At 40.4% G+C, this 20,251-nt stretch carries 22 protein-coding genes; 18 read left to right on the top strand and 4 right to left on the bottom strand.

Going from position 1 to position 20,251, the window contains the following annotated elements:
- Nucleotides 1–16 precede the first annotated feature (16 nt).
- Complete coding sequence (locus tag G8761_RS27195) at nucleotides 17–136, bottom strand: DUF4023 family protein (RefSeq protein ID WP_166027580.1); 120 nt, start codon at nucleotides 134–136, stop codon at nucleotides 17–19.
- A 184-nt stretch (nucleotides 137–320) separates the two neighbouring features.
- Between G8761_RS27195 and G8761_RS13715 the strand changes: the two genes are divergently transcribed.
- The 15 genes from G8761_RS13715 to G8761_RS13645 all read left to right on the top strand — a co-directional run bounded on the left by G8761_RS13715 (nucleotide 321) and on the right by G8761_RS13645 (nucleotide 13,487).
- The gene (locus G8761_RS13715) at nucleotides 321–710 is read left to right on the top strand and encodes a GntR family transcriptional regulator (RefSeq protein ID WP_166027578.1); all 390 of its coding nucleotides are present in this window, start codon (nucleotides 321–323) and stop codon (nucleotides 708–710) included.
- Nucleotides 703–1,605 (top strand): ABC transporter ATP-binding protein, encoded by a 903-nt coding sequence (locus G8761_RS13710; RefSeq protein WP_166027576.1) that lies wholly within the window; start codon nucleotides 703–705, stop codon nucleotides 1,603–1,605. Before G8761_RS13715 ends, G8761_RS13710 begins: the two co-directional genes overlap by 8 nt.
- A complete protein-coding gene (locus G8761_RS13705) occupies nucleotides 1,577–3,550 on the top strand; it encodes a DUF6449 domain-containing protein (RefSeq protein WP_207789210.1) in 1,974 nt (657 codons plus the stop codon). Before G8761_RS13710 ends, G8761_RS13705 begins: the two co-directional genes overlap by 29 nt.
- 14 nt (nucleotides 3,551–3,564) lie before the next feature.
- The gene (locus G8761_RS13700) at nucleotides 3,565–4,086 is read left to right on the top strand and encodes an RNA polymerase sigma factor (RefSeq protein ID WP_166027572.1); all 522 of its coding nucleotides are present in this window, start codon (nucleotides 3,565–3,567) and stop codon (nucleotides 4,084–4,086) included.
- Nucleotides 4,087–4,192: 106 nt separating this feature from the next.
- Complete coding sequence (locus G8761_RS13695) at nucleotides 4,193–4,999, top strand: DODA-type extradiol aromatic ring-opening family dioxygenase (protein ID WP_166027570.1); 807 nt, start codon at nucleotides 4,193–4,195, stop codon at nucleotides 4,997–4,999.
- Between the two features lie 85 nt (nucleotides 5,000–5,084).
- Nucleotides 5,085–5,240 (top strand): hypothetical protein, encoded by a 156-nt coding sequence (locus G8761_RS13690; protein WP_166027568.1) that lies wholly within the window; start codon nucleotides 5,085–5,087, stop codon nucleotides 5,238–5,240.
- A gap of 384 nt (nucleotides 5,241–5,624) precedes the next feature.
- Entirely contained in the window at nucleotides 5,625–6,359 is a 735-nt protein-coding gene (locus G8761_RS13685) for a protease complex subunit PrcB family protein (protein ID WP_166027566.1), read from the top strand.
- Between the two features lie 139 nt (nucleotides 6,360–6,498).
- Nucleotides 6,499–7,521, top strand: a complete 1,023-nt coding sequence (locus tag G8761_RS13680; RefSeq protein ID WP_166027564.1) for a VanW family protein — start codon at nucleotides 6,499–6,501, stop codon at nucleotides 7,519–7,521.
- Nucleotides 7,522–8,036: 515 nt separating this feature from the next.
- Nucleotides 8,037–8,789, top strand: coding sequence for a nucleoside phosphorylase (locus tag G8761_RS13675; protein WP_166027561.1), 753 nt, complete (start codon nucleotides 8,037–8,039; stop codon nucleotides 8,787–8,789).
- A gap of 80 nt (nucleotides 8,790–8,869) precedes the next feature.
- Nucleotides 8,870–9,475: an ECF transporter S component gene (locus G8761_RS13670; RefSeq protein WP_166027560.1), complete on the top strand. Its 606-nt coding sequence runs from the start codon at nucleotides 8,870–8,872 to the stop codon at nucleotides 9,473–9,475.
- A 75-nt stretch (nucleotides 9,476–9,550) separates the two neighbouring features.
- Nucleotides 9,551–10,318 (top strand): energy-coupling factor transporter transmembrane component T family protein, encoded by a 768-nt coding sequence (locus G8761_RS13665; protein ID WP_166027558.1) that lies wholly within the window; start codon nucleotides 9,551–9,553, stop codon nucleotides 10,316–10,318.
- A complete protein-coding gene (locus G8761_RS13660; protein WP_166027557.1) occupies nucleotides 10,315–11,160 on the top strand; it encodes an energy-coupling factor ABC transporter ATP-binding protein in 846 nt (281 codons plus the stop codon). The genes G8761_RS13665 and G8761_RS13660 overlap by 4 nt, the downstream gene beginning before the upstream one ends.
- The gene (locus G8761_RS13655; protein WP_166027555.1) at nucleotides 11,157–11,969 is read left to right on the top strand and encodes an energy-coupling factor ABC transporter ATP-binding protein; all 813 of its coding nucleotides are present in this window, start codon (nucleotides 11,157–11,159) and stop codon (nucleotides 11,967–11,969) included. The genes G8761_RS13660 and G8761_RS13655 overlap by 4 nt, the downstream gene beginning before the upstream one ends.
- A 329-nt stretch (nucleotides 11,970–12,298) precedes the next feature.
- Nucleotides 12,299–12,703 carry a sporulation protein gene (locus G8761_RS13650; protein WP_166027553.1) on the top strand — a complete coding sequence of 135 codons (405 nt, stop codon included), beginning with the start codon at nucleotides 12,299–12,301 and terminating at the stop codon, nucleotides 12,701–12,703.
- A 16-nt stretch (nucleotides 12,704–12,719) separates the two neighbouring features.
- Complete coding sequence (locus G8761_RS13645) at nucleotides 12,720–13,487, top strand: TerC family protein (protein WP_166027551.1); 768 nt, start codon at nucleotides 12,720–12,722, stop codon at nucleotides 13,485–13,487.
- A 525-nt stretch (nucleotides 13,488–14,012) separates the two neighbouring features.
- On the opposite strand, the gene G8761_RS13640 is transcribed toward G8761_RS13645, so the two are convergent.
- Nucleotides 14,013–15,350, bottom strand: coding sequence for an MATE family efflux transporter (locus G8761_RS13640; protein WP_166027549.1), 1,338 nt, complete (start codon nucleotides 15,348–15,350; stop codon nucleotides 14,013–14,015).
- 149 nt (nucleotides 15,351–15,499) lie between these two features.
- Nucleotides 15,500–15,853, bottom strand: coding sequence for a hypothetical protein (locus G8761_RS13635; protein WP_166027547.1), 354 nt, complete (start codon nucleotides 15,851–15,853; stop codon nucleotides 15,500–15,502).
- 142 nt (nucleotides 15,854–15,995) lie between these two features.
- Here G8761_RS13635 and G8761_RS13630 point away from each other — a divergent pair, with 142 nt between their 5' ends.
- On the top strand, nucleotides 15,996–16,574 hold the full coding sequence (locus G8761_RS13630; protein WP_166027545.1) for a glycerol-3-phosphate acyltransferase: 579 nt from the start codon (nucleotides 15,996–15,998) through the stop codon (nucleotides 16,572–16,574).
- A gap of 166 nt (nucleotides 16,575–16,740) precedes the next feature.
- On the opposite strand, the gene G8761_RS13625 is transcribed toward G8761_RS13630, so the two are convergent.
- A complete protein-coding gene (locus G8761_RS13625) occupies nucleotides 16,741–17,835 on the bottom strand; it encodes a CdaR family transcriptional regulator (RefSeq protein WP_166027543.1) in 1,095 nt (364 codons plus the stop codon).
- A 143-nt stretch (nucleotides 17,836–17,978) separates the two neighbouring features.
- Between G8761_RS13625 and G8761_RS13620 the strand changes: the two genes are divergently transcribed.
- Nucleotides 17,979–19,142, top strand: a complete 1,164-nt coding sequence (locus tag G8761_RS13620) for a glycerate kinase (protein ID WP_166027541.1) — start codon at nucleotides 17,979–17,981, stop codon at nucleotides 19,140–19,142.
- Nucleotides 19,143–19,260: 118 nt separating this feature from the next.
- Complete coding sequence (locus G8761_RS13615; protein ID WP_166027539.1) at nucleotides 19,261–20,232, top strand: 2-keto-3-deoxygluconate permease; 972 nt, start codon at nucleotides 19,261–19,263, stop codon at nucleotides 20,230–20,232.
- Nucleotides 20,233–20,251: the final 19 nt, after the last annotated feature.

The following is a 20,251-nucleotide window of genomic DNA, read 5'->3' as shown; positions in this document are numbered from 1 at the left end:
GTTTTTTTGTGGGTGTTTAGTGCTGTTTGTTCGGTAACTTCTCGCTTTGGTGTCCTTTGCTTTGGCGCTTTTTGTTTTGCTCATCCTTCTTTTGGCGTTCATGCAATTTTTCTACAAACTCGTTTGTATTATCCACGGAAACACCTCCATAAAATAATTGACCTTGATAATTTAACCAATGTAAATAAAACCATGCATGCAGAAGTTTTGTTAAAAAAAGTAAATATATTTTGGAAAGGACTTTACATTTTGGAAATGGATGGAATATAATCAAACTGTACTAACAATAATAGTACACTTAGTACAGATTGGGGGTTACTATGTTTGAGCTTGATATGAGGAGCCGTAAGCCCATTTATGAACAGCTGGTCGATAAATTAAAGGAACTGATTATTAACGACATACTTAAACCAGACGAACAGCTTCCATCCGTCCGGACATTGGCACAGGAGCTCACGATCAATCCGAACACGATTCAAAAAGCGTACAGGGAACTTGAGATTCAGGGATTTATTTATTCAGTTAAAGGGAAAGGCAGCTTTGTTAATCCAATTGATATGAAAAAAGATACCGAAAAAATGGACTCCGTCAAAAAGGAGCTTGAGAAGTTAATCCTTGAAGCTCTCTATCTCGGCATTCCGGCTGATGATCTAATTAAATTGATAAAAGACTTGAACGCTTCAAAAGGGGGAGGCGAAAGCAATGATTGAGATGAAAAATATTAGCAAGGCGTTTGACCGGTTTGAGGCAGTTAAAAATGCCAGCCTGACGATACAAAAAGGCTCCATTTACGGACTGATTGGCTCTAATGGGGCAGGAAAAACAACGTTAATCAAGCTTCTTGCAGGGATATACCAGGCGGATAACGGAGTGGTGAGAATTGACGGAGAAGCGGTTTATGAAAATGAGGTTATTAAACAAAAGCTTTTTTATATACCAGACCAGCCTTATTTCTTGAATCATTACACAGCTAAACAAATGGCACGCTTTTATAAAAGCATTTATCCCAGCTGGAGTGACCAGCGTTTTCTGACACTTGCCGATCATCTGGGACTGGATATAAATAAAAAAATCCATACTTTTTCCAAAGGGTGGCAGCGACAGGCCGCATTTATCCTGGCTCTCTCAGCCAAGCCTGAATTCTTGATCCTGGATGAACCGCTAGATGGACTGGACCCGGTAGCCCGAAAAAAGGTAAAAAACTTGCTGATACAGGATGTGGCGGACAGAGAGATGACCATTCTGATTTCATCACATAATCTCAGGGAGCTGGAGGATATTTGTGACCATATCGGAATTATCCATAACGGTGAAGTGCTGATAGAGAAAGAGCTGGATGAATTGAAGTCGGATGTTCATAAAATCCAGGTAGCCTTTAGAAACGGTTTGCCGGATCCATTTTTAAAGGGACAAAAAGTGCTTCATACAGAAAAAAGAGGCAGCATTTATTTATACATTGTAAAAGGACATGAAGATGAGATTGTTAAGCAGATCCGCCAGGCTGAGCCGGTTATCTTTGATTTGCTTCCGCTCACTTTAGAAGAGATTTTCATTTATGAAATGGGGGATTACGGCTATGCCATCCAAAATGTCATTGTGGAATAAGGAGATAAGCACACAGATTGTCCGGAGCACTGGATGGGTATCCCTCGTTTACTTTATCGGCCTCTTTATCGCATTGCCACTTGGTATTATGCAAAGGTATTCAGATGAAATGAGGATGCCTTTTCAAAGGGTAGATAACCTTTATCAATTTACATTTCAAATCCAGATGAGTTTGACTCTTGCTGTTCCGGTTTTGCTCGCTGTTTTTCTGTTTCGTTATCTACATGTCAAACAGGCATCTGATCTGATGCACAGTCTTCCTCTAAAGCGGGATAAACTATTTCATACCTATGCTTTAAACGGTATTTTATATTTAATCATTCCAGTAGTACTTATTGCTATTCTAACCAGCATCATTCATTCGGCAATGGGATTATCAATGGTGTTTAACATTAAGGATGTATTTTATTGGGCAGGAACAACTATCCTCGTTGATCTTGTTTTATTTACAGCCGCAATATTTATTGCGATGCTTACTGGAATATCGGCTGTCCAGGCAGTATTGACATATATCTTACTCTTTTTCCCGGTAGGCATTATGCTTCTTGCATTTTACAATTTTAAGGTCTTTTTATTTGGATATCCAAGTGATTACTTTTTAACAAAACAGGTTGAAAAAATGTCTCCGCTTACTTACGCGGCGGAACTTGAAAGCGGGAAATTCACCTGGGCGATGGCAGCTGTATACGGTGTGTTAATCATTCTTCTATATGTTTTTTCTTTGGTCCTTTATAAAAAAAGGAAGCTGGAGTCAGCCTCAGAGGCAATTGCATTTAAAGGCTTACGGGGAGTATTTAAATATGGCGCCACCTTTTGTTCCATGCTTACAGGAGGAACGTACTTCAGCCAAACCTCTAACAGCGATATTTGGTGGACAATAATCGGCTATGCAATCGGTGCAATAATCGGCTACTTTGCTGCTGAAATGGTTTTGCAGAAAACATGGAGAGTTCTCAGGAATGTCAAGGGCCTTGCTGTGTATTCAGGTGTGATTGCGATTTTGATTTTAGCTATACATTCTCTGGGTTTCTATGAAAACAGGATTCCGGACTCCAGTGAAATTCAAAGTGTCCTAATGACGGACAGTTTAAATATTGCAAGGCCAAATGGAGATGTATACACAAATGCTTATGGTTCTCCATATACTCCGATTCCAATGAAGGAAAAGGCAAATATTGAAGCTGTACGCAGGCTTCACAAGCAGATTTTAGCAGACCGTAAGCAGGAATCTAATGATATTAGAGAAGAAAGGCAATTAGTCTTCTTGGTTTATAACCTGAAAGACGGCGGAAAAGTGATCCGTGAATACCGAATGTACGAAAAGTATTATGCGGATCTTTATAAGCCAATCTATGAATCTGCTGAATTTAAGCAGAACACCTACGATATTTTTAGAGTGAAAGAAAACAAGGTAAAAAGCATCATTTTTAATTCTAATGGACCGAGTGGCAGCAGTGCTGCCATATCTTCACCTGAGGATGTTAAAAAAGCTATTGCCCTGCTTAGAAAAGACATTCTGGAAGAATCTTATGATGATCGAACCTATTTTCAGTCAAGAGGCTCCAATATCGAAATTCGCGTTGGAAAGCATCAATTTATAAACCTTCAGTTAAGCCCCACTTATAAAAATACCAACGAGTGGCTTGAGGGAAAGGGTTTGCTTGAACAGGCTAAAATAACAGCTAAAAACCTGGATGCTATTTTTGTGGCAAAAAATACTTTAGAGCCAGGGACCGATCCTGAACGGGAAGCCGAGAGAATCCAAAAGGATCCACAGACTTTAAAAATAACGGATCCAGATCAAATGAATGAAGCTATAAACAGCGCAAGTGTCGGTAGGAAGGAATACCTTTGTGTATTTACTTATAAGGGCGGAAACTTCCATGAGATTTTCTACTTTGATGACAAACACGTCCCTGGTTTTATAAAAGAACATTTTGAATAAAAGGGGGTGGAGGCATGGTGCGATGCGATTTTGAACAATTGCACTCTATGTATTCCAAACGGCTTTTCTATATTGCCTTTTCAGTCACAAAGGACCGGTTCCTTGCCGAAGATGTCGTACAGGAAACCTTTCTTAAAGCTTTTAAAAAGATGGATACAGTAGATAACGTTGAAAAAGTAGGGGCATGGCTGTCATCGATTGCTGCCAGGACTGCCATAGACTTTATTCGAACCGAAAGAAGAAAAAGGTGGGTTCCTGCAGACCAAACTGTGATGGAAAAGCTTAATTGGGAGGTTCCATCTGAAATGGATACGGAAGAAGAAGTAGAAGCACGTATGCTTGAGGCAGACTTGAATAAAAGAATTAATTACCTTGCTGCCGAATACAGGGACATTCTCCTATTAAAGGTGAAATTCGGGCTAAAGGAGCAGGAAATTGCAGGACTCCTTCAGTTGAAAACGGCAACTGTAAAAACAAGGCTTTACCGGGCAAGAAAACAGTTAAAACAATCATTCCTGGAAAAATACTCAGCATAGCTCAGAAAAAAGTCGGATTCCCAATATTGGGGTCCGTCTTTTTGCAGGATTTCTCCTGGGAATTCTTTAATTTAATATATAGGAATTTTAAGAAAGGATGAATTTTATGAATTCATTTGTTTTTGCTTGTATTGCACCGCACGGTACGGAAATTATTCCAGAATTAGCGGGAAAGGATCCCGGAAGAATGTCTGAAACACGCGAGAGCATGTTTAAGCTGGGAACGGAAATGGAAAAAGCGAAGCCTGATGTTATCGTGGTTTTAACCCCTCATGGAACAAGGATCAATGGACAGTTCTCTATAACTGACTCTGAAAGAATGATGGGCACTGTCGATGAAGAAGGCATTTTTTTCGAAATGGAAAAAAGGGTGGATAGAGAGTTTGCAAGAAGCATAGCTGAAAAGGCTGCCGGAAAAGATGTGCCGGTTGGAACCATTAATTTCGGAACCTCTGCCGGGCCGATATCCTGTCTGCCAATCGATTGGGGAGCTATGGTCCCGCTTCGTTTCATGCCGGAGGTACCCATCGTCGTCATCAATCCATCAAGAGAACTTTCTTTTGAAAAGCATGTGGAGTTTGGCCAGGCCTTAAGGGAAGCGGCAGAAGCATCATCAAAACGCGTTGGATTGATAGCGAGCTGCGATTGGGCCCATGCGCATGACGAAAATGGACCGTACGGATTCGACCCAGCTGCTAAAAAGCTTGATGAGGAAGTTGTTTCTTTTATCAAACAAAATGATCTTGAGGGCATGGCAAGATTTGATGAAGATTTCATTGAAGCAGCTAAGCCTGACGGAATCTGGCAGACCCTCATTCTGGCCGGAGCCATACCACCAGGTGAAAGAGAAATTGATTTCCTTTCATACGAAGCACCAACCTATTTTGGATTAATCTGTGCTGCAGTAAAATAGAGAAATGAACTCCCATTGGATTAAAGGCGAACTTTAGAGTAAAATCAAGAAACAAAAGAAATAAAAATAATTAGGTGGTACAGCAATGAACGAATATAAAGTTGTTGTAAGAAATGACAGTGATATTATCTTCTCAGAAGTGATAAAAGCATATGATGAAAGAGAAGCACTAGGTGAACTATTAATTAAAAGTGAGCTATTTGGCCAGTCCTTTACAGATATAAGAATAACTGAAATATAATATGGGAAAAGAACTAGTTTTTTTATGCTGGTTCTTTTTGTTTTCTATCGGGCTAAATAAGTTGAAATAATAAAAAACTTCAATCCAGGAGACCAAAGCCAAAAGCAGTGATTTCATAAAATTGGGGGGCATGTTTGCTTGCCTTAATTCCAAATTTCCTAAAATCCCGAGTTATAATCTCAGGTTCCCAATAATTCTCCACTTAATAAAATCCATTCATTTCTATTTTTCAAGATGTATTGGCCCCTTATGTCTAAACTTTGGTGTTATTTATCTAACTATATTGCTTCCAAGTACAAAATAACTAACATTATTAAGGTAGTACTTTTATGGAATAAGGTAAATAATAGTAGAAATAAAAATGCCTGGAAGGGGTAATGTTTTATGAAGAAACATATTATATTGCTGCTGGGAGCTATTATCTTTCTCTCGGTGGCCACCGCATTTTTTATAAGGGGGGGAGAAACCATCGCCACTCAGCCCAAGGATCCAATGTCGTTTCAGCTAGTTGATGAAAGCAGCCTATCCAATTTGGAAAAAGCTTTTGTATCAATTGCAAAAGAGTATCCAGGTGTTCATAAGTTCGGCTCACTTTACGTGATTTCCCTGGGGCAAAAACCACATCCAGGTTACCGCATTGAATTAACAGGACAGAAACAAATTTTGGAGCAAGTGAAGCTATATATTCGGCAGCGACTGCCTGAAAAGGGCAAGATGTATGCCCAGGTAATTGTCTATCCGCATCTAGTTGGAAGAATTGAGCTGCCAAAATACACTACTCTGTCTGTTTTAGATGCAGAAACCAAAAAGCCAGTTTTGGATCAAACCGGTTTTAAGCTAGAGTTTCATGATGAGCAGGCAACAGCCGATACAAGAAAAGCTTGGACTATTCCCCTGGATCAGCCAATCTCTCAATCAGAACTTGGTTCGTATAAAATCACACTTAAAAAAATGGACGGAATGGAACTGCCGGTCACCACAATTTTAGAAAGAGATAATCAAATTAAAGTTATTCCAAATGAACCTTATGAAAAAGGAGCAACATATTTGCTGCAGATCGTCCATCCCAAGGGGAAGGAAACGAACATGGCGGTATGGCCTTTTAAAATTACCCAATGAAAAAGGGGCGCTAAAAATAGTGCCCTTTTTTCGTTTTAAAAGGAATTTTTAAACAAATAATGAATAGAATTTTAGAATGTGAGAGGAATCCATTTAGTTTTGCGGGAATATTATAAAAAAAGATAAATGTGGGGGAAATATGGTAAAGGTTAAATTCACTTTTTTAATCGTTCTGGCGTTATGTTTAATGGGATTGGCAGGCTGTGCCGGTAAAACGGCGAAGGAAGCCGCACTGGAGAAGAAGGTAGCAGAACTCGAAAAGCAGGTCTCACCTCCGAAAAAGATGGCTCCTAGACTAGAAGAACCAAAACAGGAGGAAAAACCGGTTGTGATTCAAGTTATCGATCCAATCACCAAAAAGGAACTTAAAACTTTTACACCCAGAGATCTCGGATATGGAACCGATAATGAAAAGTACAAGACGGAAATGGGAAATTGGGCAAAGGAATTAGCCCGGGGAACTCAAACCACACCAGGATACGACCAGCGTATGGTACCTGACCATATTGATGCAAGCGGAAATATTGTTAAAGGGAAACCAAAAATAATTCTAGAGGAAAAAGAACTGGTTGATAAAATAATGAATGCCTCTCAAGCTGGAGGAACAGTTGAACTGCCATTGTATGTTACGAATAGCAGCTATAAGCCGGAGGAAGTAACTTCTTTAGGAGAAGTAGTCGTAGCTTCCTATACAACTAGATTCAATAGTTCCGTAGTGGGGCGATCTAAAAATATCGAGCTATCTGCTCAGGCAATTAATAATACAATTCTTGGTGTTCAGGATACCTTTTCATTTAATTACACCGTTGGTCCGAGTGATCAGGCACATGGATATCAGCATGCACCTGAAGCAGTGGACGGAAAACTGGTGGATGGTGTAGGCGGAGGAATCTGTCAGACCTCATCCACTCTCTACAATGCAGTAGATAAGCTGGGTGTAGCGTATGTGGAAAAGCACCACCACTCCCTGCATGTCGGATATGTTCCAACTGGAAGAGATGCAACTGTATCTTACGGCGGTTTGGATTTCCGATTCCAAAATACAACAGGCGTTCCTCTTCTTTTAAAGGCTTATGTGAAAAGTGGTACGCTGACCATTGAAGTTAGGACTTCAAAAAACTATCAAACAGCTTTAAAAACCGGAGGACATGCGAACTCTTAGTCTTGGATTAGGCAAGTCCTATCCAAACTGGGCATTTAAAGTTTAAGAGAGTCAATGTAAATTGGTACTCGGGTATTTATTCCACGGATTTGAGCATCCTGAAGCCGCGGTCAGGCATTTAAATAGGAAGACGTGCATTCCAAACTGAGGTTGTGCGTTCCGAGGTGAAGACGTGCATTCCAAAGTCGAAATCGTGCATTCCGGAGTCGAAATCGTGCATTTTGAAGCTGAATTCGTGCATTCTGAAGCGAAATTCGTGCATTCTGAAACGAAAGTCGTGCATTTCAAAGCCAAACTCTATCATTCCTTAACCGAAAACTCATTTTTTTTAAAAAAACTTGCCTTCTTTCACCAAATGAGATGAAAAGTATGATTATTTTAATAGAAAACGAACCTTATTAAAAAAAAAAGGTTCCAAATGAAAATAGAGGACGTCCCACATCGGGAACCTCTATTTTTTATTGTCTTGATAATGTAAAATATAGTTAATATTACCAAATCTAGAGGAGGCAGCAATGGATAAAAGTCTTCAGCCGCATATAAGAGTAGGAAAAGATATTGGGATCCAATATGCCCTGCTGCCGGGTGATCCTGGAAGGGTTAAAACCGTCGCGGAGTTTTTAGATCAGCCTAAGGAAATTGCGTATAACCGTGAGTATCGGAGTATTTCAGGTTCATATAGAGGGATTCCTATTTTAGTAACATCAACAGGAATCGGGGGAGCCTCCGCAGGAATCGCAGTAGAAGAATTAAAAAATATTGGTGTTAAAGCGATGATTCGAATAGGAAGCTGCGGGGCTAACCAGCCTGGAATTAGGGTGGGAGACTTGATAATAGCATCAGGTGCTGTAAGGAATGACGGAGCATCAGCGGCCTATATCGATCAAGCATACCCTGCTGTTCCTGATACAGATTTACTGTTTCATATAGCAAGTGCTGCAAAAAGATTATCTTACTCCCACTTCAAAGGTCTTGTCAGGAGTCATGACAGCTTTTATACTGATGAAGAACAGTTGATTGACGAATATTGGGCGGGAAAAGGAATACTTGCTTCTGATATGGAAACGGCAGCTTTATTTGTAATTGGCGGCTTGCGCGGTGTAAAGACCGCATCCATATTAAATGTAGTAGTAGAAAAAGATGAGAATCTTGAAGGGGGAATCAATAACTACATTGATGGTGACAATGCCGCAAAGCTCGGAGAAGAGAGAGAAATCCGAACCGTACTTGAAGCTATCGTATCATTTCACAATTCATTCCATTCCTGACAAGCAGCATACAGCATGAATCCAGCTCGTTCATTTAATAGCTTGATATTTATTAAGAAAACAAATGGGAGGGTTCACTCATGCAAAAACAAAGCATGTGGTCTTTGAAATTTTCAACAGCAGCTCTTGTATTAATACCAACTGCAGTAGGAATAAATTATATCGGAAAGCTTTTTGCAGGGCTTTTGAAATTGCCGTTATGGCTGGATTCAATTGGAACTGTTTTGGCAAGTATTCTGGCAGGTCCCATCATTGGTGCTCTGGCGGGGGCAGTAAACAACGTTATTTATGGACTTACAGTCGATCCGATTTCGTTTGTTTATGGAATAACGAGTGTTGCCATTGGCCTTGCTGTTGGAATTTTATGTTATAAAGGGTGGCTGTCCAGCTGGTCGAAGGCAGCTCTAGCCGGACTTATAGTGGGACTTGTAGCAACGATCGTTTCAACACCAATCAATATCGGATTTTGGGGAGGGCAGACAGGTAATGTTTGGGGAGACGCTTTATATGCGATCGTCCTAGCCAAGACAGACTCTGTGTGGCTAGCTTCATTCCTTGATGAAATCGTAGTTGATGTTCCTGATAAGCTGCTTGTTGTGTTAATAAGCTTTGCTATATATAGAGGACTTCCTGGCAGCGTCTCTCAAATGTACAATAACAGTAATAAATTTGAGAGCCTGGATTAAGACAGTACAGAAAGAATCCCAGCGGGAGTACCGAAAAATGCGTGCTTCCGCTATATTTTTAGAGGGTGATTCCAATTGAAGCAGATCAGTTTATACGCAGACAGAAATTCCTTTGTACATGATCTCGATCCAATCAGCAAGCTTTATTATATACTTTTTTCTATACTGGTTCCGGTCATTCTTCCCTCCATCAGCGTTACTTTAATTTGTTCATTCCTTAGTATTATCCTTCTCCTTTTGGCAAAGGTTTTCAAAAAGGCACTGCCTGTTTTTTTATTGGTTTTCATTGTCCTTATTACAGTTGTAATCATTCAGGGCCTGTTTCGCCCGGGTAATGAAACCATTTTTTTAAAAATTGGACCTGCAGTATTTTATAAGGAAGGTCTCCTGTATGCACTTAAAGTAACTTTAAGGGTTACCGATATTGTTGGTGCCTTTCTGATTCTCGTACTGACAACAAAACCATCAGATTTAGTTGAGTCGCTTGTGAGGAGAGGATTGTCACCAAGAATCGGTTACGTGGTTATCTCAGTTTTTCAAATTATCCCTGAGATGACATCAACAATGAGCACTATTATGGATGCCCAGAGGGCTAGAGGCCTTGAAACGGAGGGCAATTTAATTACCAGAATAAAAGCATTTATACCGCTTCTCGGACCGGTAGTTCTTGGGTCTCTTGTTAATACAAAGGAAAGGGCAATGGCCTTGGAGGTAAGAGGTTTTAATGCTCAGGGGAATAAGACATTTTTAAATGAGGAAAAAACCTCCGTTTTAAGTAAACCTATTCAATTGGGGCTTCTGCTTATTGTAGTGATGGCATTCGTTTGGAGGCTGCTAACATGACCAAAATCATAGCTGATAACCTAAAATATAAGTATCCCTTATCCGATAAATTGGCCCTTGATAATATTTCCTTTAAGGTAGAAAAAGGAGAGTTTATTGGAATTATTGGTGCAAATAAGGCAGGGAAGTCCACGCTGTGCCAGGCACTTACAGGACTTGTACCTCATTTTTACAAAGGGGCCTATGGCGGTAAGGTTTTTGTGGACGGATTGGAAGTGAAGGAGCATTCCATAGCGGAAATATCTTTGAAGGCTGGTATTGTTTTTCAAAATCCTTTTACCCAAATGACTGGCTCAAAGATGACAGTTTATGAGGAAATTGCCTTTGGGCTTGAGAACCTTGGTATAGCGCGCGAAGAAATGCAGAAGCAGATTGACCATGCTATGGAGTTAATGGATATTGCTTCTCTAAAGGAGAGAAATCCCTTTGATTTATCAGGGGGGCAAATGCAAAGGCTGGCTATTGCCAGTATTATCGCCATGAATCCGGAGATTATCGTCCTGGATGAACCAACCTCACAGCTTGACCCTGAAGGATCGGAAGAGGTATTTCTGGCCGTTCAATTGTTGTCCAGGCAAGGAGTAACGGTCATTATGGCAGAGCACAAAATGGAGAAGGTTGCGAAGTATTGTGACAGAATTTTGCTCCTTTATAATGGGGAAATAATTGATTTTGATACACCTGGAAAAATCTTTTCAAGAGATGATCTAAAACAGTATGGCGTTGTTCCGCCTATCTTTACTTCGGTATGCAGAGAGCTTGGAGTGAAAAAGTCAGGGACAGACGAGTATCCAGTTACCCTTGAGGAAGCAAGAGCAGCATTGGGGAGGAAGGTTAAATGATAAGAGTTGAAAATTTAACATTCTCCTATCCGGATGGGCCTGAAGTGTTATCTGATATTAACCTCGATTTTGATATGCGATCTACCGCTATCATTGGCCAGAATGGGGCAGGGAAAACTACCTTTGCCAAATTGCTAAAGGGCCTTTTAAAACCTTTTATTGGCGATATATATATAGGGGATACGAATGTTAGGGATACCTCAGCTGCTATGCTTGCTGGTAAAATTGGCCTTGTTTTTCAAAATCCAAATGACCAGATTTTTAAAAGCAGGGTCCTGGACGAAGTGATGTTCGGTCCCCTTAATATAAAACTGGATAAACAAACAGCCAGGAAAAAAGCCATTGAAGCATTAAAGATAACCGGCCTTGCTGATAAATTGGAAGTAAATCCTCATGATTTAAGCCTTTCGGAAAAGAAGCTGCTTTGTATGGCTTCCGTTTTAGCTATGGATACAGATATTTTTATCCTTGATGAGCCAACCATTGCCCAGGATCATACTGGGAAGGAAACCATCCGAAAAATCATCCAAAGCTTAAAGGAAAGAAACAAGCTTGTTATGACGATCATCCATGACATGGATTTTGCTGCTGAAAATTTTGAAAGAATCATTGTTTTTAATGGTGGCAAGGCAATTCTAGACGGAGATGCCAGTTTTGTTTTTGGGCAAAAGGACATTCTGCAGCAGGCCAGAGTCGAAGCTCCTGCTGCTGCAAGGCTTGCTGAGGAACTGGGACTCGCCGGCACTTTCTTAACAGAAGAAGAGTTGATTAAAGATCTCCGGCAATGCGGGGAAAGAGCACAACTTTAACTTGGGACAGACTTGTATTGACACATTTCCTGGAAGTTGGTATAATATTAGTAATTAGTTGAATAGTAATCTCCTAAAGGGGAGTAGCTTTTACAACAAAGTCGTCATTACGGAGTAGATCTCCCGGCTTTGTTGGCAACATAACGTTGTTAGCAAGACCTTTACCCATGGGTAAAGGCCTTTATTTATTTTTAAGCCTTTACCGCGCGACGGTAAAGGCTTTTTCTATGTCCTTTTATCCATGGTGCGGGGATAACAAGATAAAAGGAGAGATGGAGATTGAAAATGTTCAAAAGAAAAGTCAAAGTTAAACGGGAGGTGGGGAGCCGATGATTTTAAGAAAATACATGTCTCTTATTGGTATTGGATCTGCAGAAGTCGATCTGGTCCTTAATAAAGATGTTTATAGGCCGGGGGAAGCTGTTCATGGCTGTTTCTATATTAAGGGAGGCACAATTGAACAGCAAATTAAACGGATCGATTGCGATTTAGTGGTGGAGGACAGTTCCATTCAAAAGGAGGAAACTGTTGATTCAATATCCATATTGTCTGCTTCACAAATTGAATCAGAGAAAACAGTCCAGTTTCCATTTTCTTTTCAGCTTCCGGAATCCCTGTCAGCTTCAACAGAGCAGATATCCTACAAGTTTAAAACATTACTTACCTTTACAGTAGGTCTTGAAAGTAAGGATTCCGATCATATAAAAATCATTTCAAAAAGAGATCAATCATAAAAGGAGGATACGACAAATGGATCTTTCATTATTGCTTGAATACGGATGGGTATTGCTTATTTTAATTCTTCTGGAAGGACTCCTAGCAGCAGATAATGCAGTTGTTTTGGCAATAATGGTTAAACATCTGCCAGAGGAGGAAAGAAAGAGGGCCTTGTTCTACGGGCTTGCAGGTGCTTTTGTTCTTCGTTTTGGTTCGCTGTTTGCCATTTCTTATCTTGCTGATGTTTGGCAGGTGCAGGCCGTTGGGGCAGCGTACTTATTGTTCATTGCACTGAATCATATTTTCAGAAAACTTTTGGTTCATAAAAATAATCATGTAGAAAACGAAGATAGCCAAAAGAAAGTGTCTGGCTTTTGGTTAACAGTACTTAAGGTAGAACTGGCGGACCTCGCCTTCGCGATCGATTCTATTCTTGCCGGGGTCGCACTGGCAGTGGCTCTCCCGGAATCGGGCTTACCGCAAATCGGCGGACTTGATGGCGGAAAATTCCTGGTTATCTTTGCTGGTGGGCTTATTGGAGTCATTATCATGCGCTTTGCTGCGAATGTCTTTGTAAATCTCTTAAATTCAAGGCCTGGCCTGGAAATTGCTGCATTTATGATTGTAGGCTGGGTGGGAGTGAAGCTTTCTGTTTACTCGCTTTCTCATCCTGCACTGGCGATTTTGCCGGAAGGATTTGCTGAGTCTTCAGCATGGAAAATATCTTTTTACGCTGTCCTTGTTTTAGTTGCCATGGGCGGATGGTTTTTATCGAAGGAAAAGAAAGAACTGCCGCAATAAATCAACTGGTTTCTAGGTGTAATCGATTATATTGGACTATTAATCAAGCAATTTCAGGGACTTATCAATTAAGTTGAGGGGGTTATCAACCATTCCAGGGGATTTTTCCTTTAAATCCGATAACTCGTTAAGTTTAAAAGCCAGGCGAATGCCTGGCTCTGTTAATTGGGTCTTCTCTTTTTTTAAAATAAATCAAACTGGTCCAGGGTTAATCAATCAAATATAGGACTTTATCAATCAATTTCAAAGGTTAATCGATTAAAATGTGCATCTAATCAATCATTTTGACAACTATATCACTTAAAGTGATATAGAAAAAAGCGCCCTCGGGCGCTTTTTTAATGGATAAGAAGATATAAAGTTTTACCTACTATATTGTCTAGCTCCAGCGCCTAGCGCCTAGTGTCCATCCCGCTTCTCCCTACGATAAGTCAACATCGAAATGCTTTGCATTTTCGTGTATCCTTTATCTCAGTCGAAGTGGGCCCCAGTCCATACGTCGCTGAACGGGCGCTTGCGCCTTTCTTATTCGGCAACCGTCAGTTTAATTTCGTTCCAGTCTCTGCGGTAGAATCTCATGAGCAGAACGAGGCCGAAGATTGATAGATAAGTATATAAAGCAGTCCAGGCACCATAGCTTGATAGACTTAGAACAAATACCATCAGATACGTTAAAGGCACAAAGAAACCCCAGGCAAGAATGAGGGAGGATCGGAGTAAAAAGGTTGTATCTCCTATACCCCTTAAGCCGCCGCCATAGAAATTGAAGAAGCCATCAAAAATCTGTAAAAAAGCAGAGACTATAATTAGCTTTGCAGTCAGCAAATAAACATGAGGGTCATCGGTATAAATTCTGGCGACTGATTCAGAAAAAAAGAATTCAAAGCTTCCCAGAACGAATAGGAAAAGGCCGCCCATAATAGCAGTTTCCGTCCCCATTTTTCTTGCTTTATCAGGATTGTTTCTGCCAATTTCCTGACCTACCAGAATTGTGGCTGTAGAACCAAATGCCCCCGCGGGCATAAATCCGAAGCTCATAATGCTGAGAGCAATTTCATTTGCTGCAAGAGCGTTCGTACCTAGTCGGCCAACAAAAGCGGTGAAAACAAACATGGCCATACTTTTTGAGAATTCCTGAGTCCCCAGCTTAAGGCTTTCTTTAAAAATTAATTTTGACTCATTTATGCTTATTGACTTTATAGGAATAAATCCAATTTTTTTATTTACAATCACAAAAAACGCAAAGGCACTGATTAGCATTGCTGTAACTTCACCAAGAAATACTGCCCAGCCTGCACCGATTAATCCCATGCGCGGAAAACCTAGGTGTCCGTAGGTAAGGGAGTATGTAAAAAGAATCATAATAGCATTTCCTGCCAGAGAGGCAATCATTGGGGTTTTGGTATTTCCAACACCTCTAAAGAAACCGTGGAGAGTAAAAGTAAGGATGGAGAAAAACATCGCAAAAAAGCGGATTCGCAGATAGCCGGTTCCCGCATGTGCTATTTTTTCAGATCCCCCAAGAATATTCAAAATTCCTCCCGCAGCCACAAAGCCAATAATCAGGATGGCGATACCCGCTAAAATACTTAAAATCAAACTGATATAGGTTCGTTCCATTCCTTTTTTCATATCATTTGAGCCGTAGTTTTGAGCCACAAGATAGTTAACTGTATTACCGATTCCGGAAAAGGCAGCCCAGGCATTGTACATAATAATGTTGGACACCCCAACAATGGCAATTGAAAGAGCACCCAATTTTCCAATCATAATTAAGTTAATCATCCCGGTTACCGTCATAGAGGCAAAGGAAGCAATTGAGGGGATAGCAAGACCTAAAATTTGTTTCCAGTTTGTTAGCATTGCTGTCTCCTGTTCGTTCTCTAGTTATGCTTATCCAAAACCTTCGAAATGCGAAGGAATATGGAAGGCTTTATCCATATTACCATGAAAACACTCTTTTGGCTCACAATAAATAAAGCAGATTCAAAAAGAATCTGCCCCGGAAAAGTTCACTGTTCATTTGGATGAAAACCAATTAATTGAGCCTTTTTATCGACTCCCAATGTTGTTTCATTAGGAAAGGTAATAATGGAACTGATATATTCCCAGCGAAGTAAAAGATTAGTTGTGCAAGTTTCCTCTATCTGGTCTTCGCTTGGAATGGTTGTACCATCTTCGTCTGCTACCTTTGTTCGTTTGTAGCACGGATTTTCTACCCAAATGCCCATATTCTCCGTGTTAATGAGTTTTACTAAATACCATTCATCCGGCTGGAATATCCCTGTGATCGGTCCAGTTAATCCCTCGGGAAAACTCTTCAGTTTAATTTGGATTTTTTGATTAATAAAGCTGTCTAGGTACATCTTCCGCGCCTCCAATCATGAAATAAATCCATAACACTTTACTAATTCCTTATTAAGAAACATCTAAACTTGAAATTGAAGGAAAAGCGGTGATGCTTGCAGAATCATAGAGAAGAAATTCTAGAAAAATGAGGGTAATGAAATGTTAATTTATATATATTTGCTTGCGGCTTACTTTTTAGGGAATTTTTTAACAGGTTTCTTTATCGTTAGGCTTTTGGGAAAAAAAGATATCCGCCAGGAGGGCAGCGGGAATCCAGGAGCACGGAATGCCGGGAGGACGCATGGAAAGCTCGCTTTTGTACTAACTTTTCTAGGAGATGCCCTTAAAGGTGCCCTCGTTGTTTTAGCTGGAGAATATGCTGGTCTTGGCCAGGAGATTCTCCTGCTGGGTCTTGGCGCTGCTCTTGTCGGGCATATTAAGCCGATTTTATTCAGGTTCCGGGGAGGAATGGGGATCTCTGCTTTTATTGGTGGAATGCTTGCATTCGAACCACTATCTACTTTAGTCATTGTTGCAGGATTCCTTATTTTTTATCCACTTACTAAAAGTTTCACCATTGCGGGGCTCATCTCTTTTATTTTGATTCCCATATCCTTTTTCTTTTTGGGGTACAAATTGCTGCCTATCTTTATTACAGTACTGCTGGTCATCCTAATTTTGTTTGTCCATGCTGAGGATATCAGGGAAAGATTCGATAAAATGTTTTCAAAATCATAGACCTGAATTTCAGTCCCTCCCTAATGAGAGGGGCTGAAATTGTTAAAAGAATCATCAAAACTAAGAGTATGAGATAGCATTTCCGAGGAGTCTCGCGCCTTTTGCTTCAATCAAATAAAGGGAAAATCAACAATGAGCTTTTACAGATCCTTTTAAAAAGAAAAACCTAACCTCTTTCAACTCTTTTGGTTGCCCATATAGCGAGCTGAAGTGTTAATGCATCCATAAACACTTTTGGGTCATATCCTGTCTCTTTTTCTATTTTAGTCAATCTATAAATTAATGTGTTTCTGTGGATGAAAAGTGCCTGAGCCGTGCTTTGGATGTTTAAATTGTTTTCAAAAAAAGCTTCCAGGGTATCTGAATATTTTTCCAAAGTTTTATTCATGATACGTTGTGAAAATTTAGCTGCTTCAGGAAAATCGGTTTTATAAATTAGTGCCTTTGATTCTACTTTGGAGAAAGGAACTATATCAATCGTATTATCTGTAATGTCCAGTGCAAGGTCACAGTCTAAATAGGATTGATAAAACTTATCTAAGCTGTTGAAGGGAGTGCTGAAAGAAAGACGGAAGTTGATTTTATGCCTTTTTAACTCGGCTGCTATCTTATCAAAAACTTTTTCTGTCCCATGGAAATTGCATTCGGATAGAGCTATAAAAATTCTATTTATATTGATAAAACCAATAATCCCTTGTTGTTCACCCAGGATTAATTCCAGGTTTTTGATAAGAGTATTGTTGGAGATTTTCCGTTCATTCATTTGCAGTACACAAGAAATAAAGGGGGGCTCAAGCCGTTGTTCCAGCAAACCCAGCCTGCGTTTAATTTGATCATAGGAAGGCGTGGCCTTAAGCATTTCTTCAATTATTAGTTCCTTTGTTCTCTGCTGCCATTCCATTTGTGTTGATAGATAATTTTGATTGATCATCAGTTCTGTAGCCATTTTTACTAATCCTCCTAAAATCTGAATCTCAGAAGGATGGCCAGTAATCCCGATTACGCCTACAATGGAATCCTGAAAGACAATGGGAAGATTGATCCCAGGCTGAGAGCCTTTTAATTTCTCAGCTTGCTCAGCGGAAATACTCAAGGTTTGTCCAGTTTTTAATACAGTTAAGGCTCCCTCATGAATATCTCCTATTCTTTTGGTATCTCCCGATGCAATAATTACACCTTTTTCATTCATTATATTTATATTTCGATTTAGGCGAAGAGAGGTCTCATTAACAATAGTGGAAGCAATTTCCTTTGTTAGCATATTTCCTCCGTTAAATTAGTTATGGAATACAAAAAAATGAAAAAATTCTTATTTCTTTTCGTTTATTATACACGATGTAATGAGTAATTAAAAAAAGTATAATGAAGGTACGTTATATGAAAGCGTTTACTAAGGAGGTTGCCATGAAAATCGTAATCGCCCCTGACTCATTCAAAGGCAGCATGAGTTCAGTAGAGGCAGCTAACTCAATAGAAAAAGGGATATTGCGGGCTTTTCCTGAAGCAGAGACGATTCTGCTGCCTGTTGGAGATGGCGGAGAAGGAACGTTAGATACACTTGTAACAGCTACAAAAGGATATACTGTTCCAGTTTGTGTGAAAGGTCCTCTTGGAGATATGGTCAAGGCTGAATACGGCATTTTGGGAGATGGAGAAACCTGTGTAATCGAGATGGCTAAGGCCTCCGGGCTTGCACTAGTTCCAGCCTCTCAGTTGAATCCTTTAAAAGCGACCACATTTGGAACTGGAGAATTAATTAAGAAAGCGCTGAATGATGGCTTCAAATCTTTCATTCTAGCTTTAGGCGGATCTGCCACTAATGATGGCGGTGCGGGGATGCTACAGGCGCTTGGATTGAAGATTCTGGATGAAAGTGGAGAGGAAATTGGTGTTGGTGGGGCAGAGTTAATAAGAGCGGCTACTATAGACACTGCGGCTTTTGATGCTAGGATTTCAGAATGTAAGTTTCTTATAGCTTCAGATGTCCAAAATCCTTTCATAGGCCCAGAAGGTGCATCTCACGTTTTTGGCCCTCAAAAGGGTGCTTCGCCTAAGGATGTAGAATTCCTGGATACATGTTTAAGCAACTTTGCGGCTGTAACAGAAAGGGCTACGGGAGTTCATTTACATGACCTGCCAGGTGCCGGGGCAGCAGGCGGAATTGGTGGTGCTTTTCAAGCCTTTTTCCCTTCTGAAATGAGGCGCGGCATTGATGTGGTAATTGAATACACCAGGCTGAACCAGTTGGTTGAAGGAGCAGACCTTGTTATTACAGGAGAAGGAAAGGTAGACTTCCAAACTGCTTCAGGGAAGACACCAATGGGGGTTGCACAGGCAGCACAATTCAAAAATATTCCTACTATCATCATTGCAGGATCGGTAGGAAAGGGTATCGAGTCGCTTTATCAGCATGGTGTTGTAAGCGTTCACAGTATTATTAACAAGCCGATGGAGTTGGCGGAAGCCATGGAACAGGCTTGCGAATTAGCAGAATCAACTGCCGAACAAGTGGTTCGTTCGTTTTTTTATCAAAAAGAGTTACTAGTAAGCGAAGTTGGAAGTAACTAAATTTTTTCTAGTCGCTAGGTATTTGAAAAAGGTCTTAACATAACAGTCGTGTACAACGAGCGTTTTAGGTAATTAATTTGATTGAAAAAATCGTAATCCTAGAGAGGAGCTACACTTTATGAAAATCAAAGCTACACTTGATAAGATTCCAGGCTCGATGATGCTTTTCCCACTACTTCTCGGCGCAGCATTAAACACTTTATTTCCAAGCACGCCTACATTTTTCGGTTCCTTTACCGGTGCACTTTGGACAGGCGCGCTACCAATTTTGGCGGTATTCTTTTTCTGCATGGGTACTACTTTAAGTTTTAAAGCTACACCTTATATTTTGAAAAAAGGCGGCGCATTATTATTCTCTAAGATTGGTGTTGCGGCTATTGTTGGTATTATTACTGCTCATTTTATTGGTAATGGCACCATTCTTGGCGGTTTGTCAGTATTGGCAATTGTTGCTGCTATGAATGATACAAACGGTGGCATGTATATGGCCTTAATGGGCCAGTTTGGAAAAGCTGAAGATGCAGGTGCATACTCCATTATGTCCCTAGAATCAGGTCCGTTCCTGACAATGGTTACATTAGGAGCAGCAGGTCTAGCAGGTTTCCCTTGGCAGACTATGGTTGGTGCGATTCTTCCATTAGTTTTAGGTATGGTTATTGGTAACCTGGACAAAGATTTCAAAGAATTTTTTGGAAAAGCAGCCCCTGTTCTGATTCCATTCTTTGCCTTTGGACTAGGTGCAGGACTTGATTTCAAAAAAGTAGCAACGGCTGGTTTAACAGGGATTCTATTAGGAGTTGGTGTTGTCGTTATCACTGGTACTGTTTTATTCCTTGTAGATCGTTTAACAGGCGGAAATGGTATCGCTGGATTAGCTGCCGCTACTACTGCTGGTAATGCGGCCGGTGTTCCTGCTGCTGTTGCTGCAGCAAACCCTGCGTATGCTTCTGTAGCTGGTTCTGCAACAATAATGGTTGCAGCCAGTGTTATCATAAGTGCTATCCTATGTCCGATTGTAGTTGCCTGGTATGCAAATAGGCTCAAGAAAAAAGAGGCATATAAGCTGGAAACCCAAAAAGTCAGTGCTTGATAATTCATAAAAGTCTGGC

Source organism: Neobacillus terrae (assembly GCF_011393025.1).
GTDB lineage: Bacteria > Bacillota > Bacilli > Bacillales > Cytobacillaceae > Neobacillus_A > Neobacillus_A terrae.
This window is presented reverse-complemented; position numbering and strand designations above follow the sequence as displayed.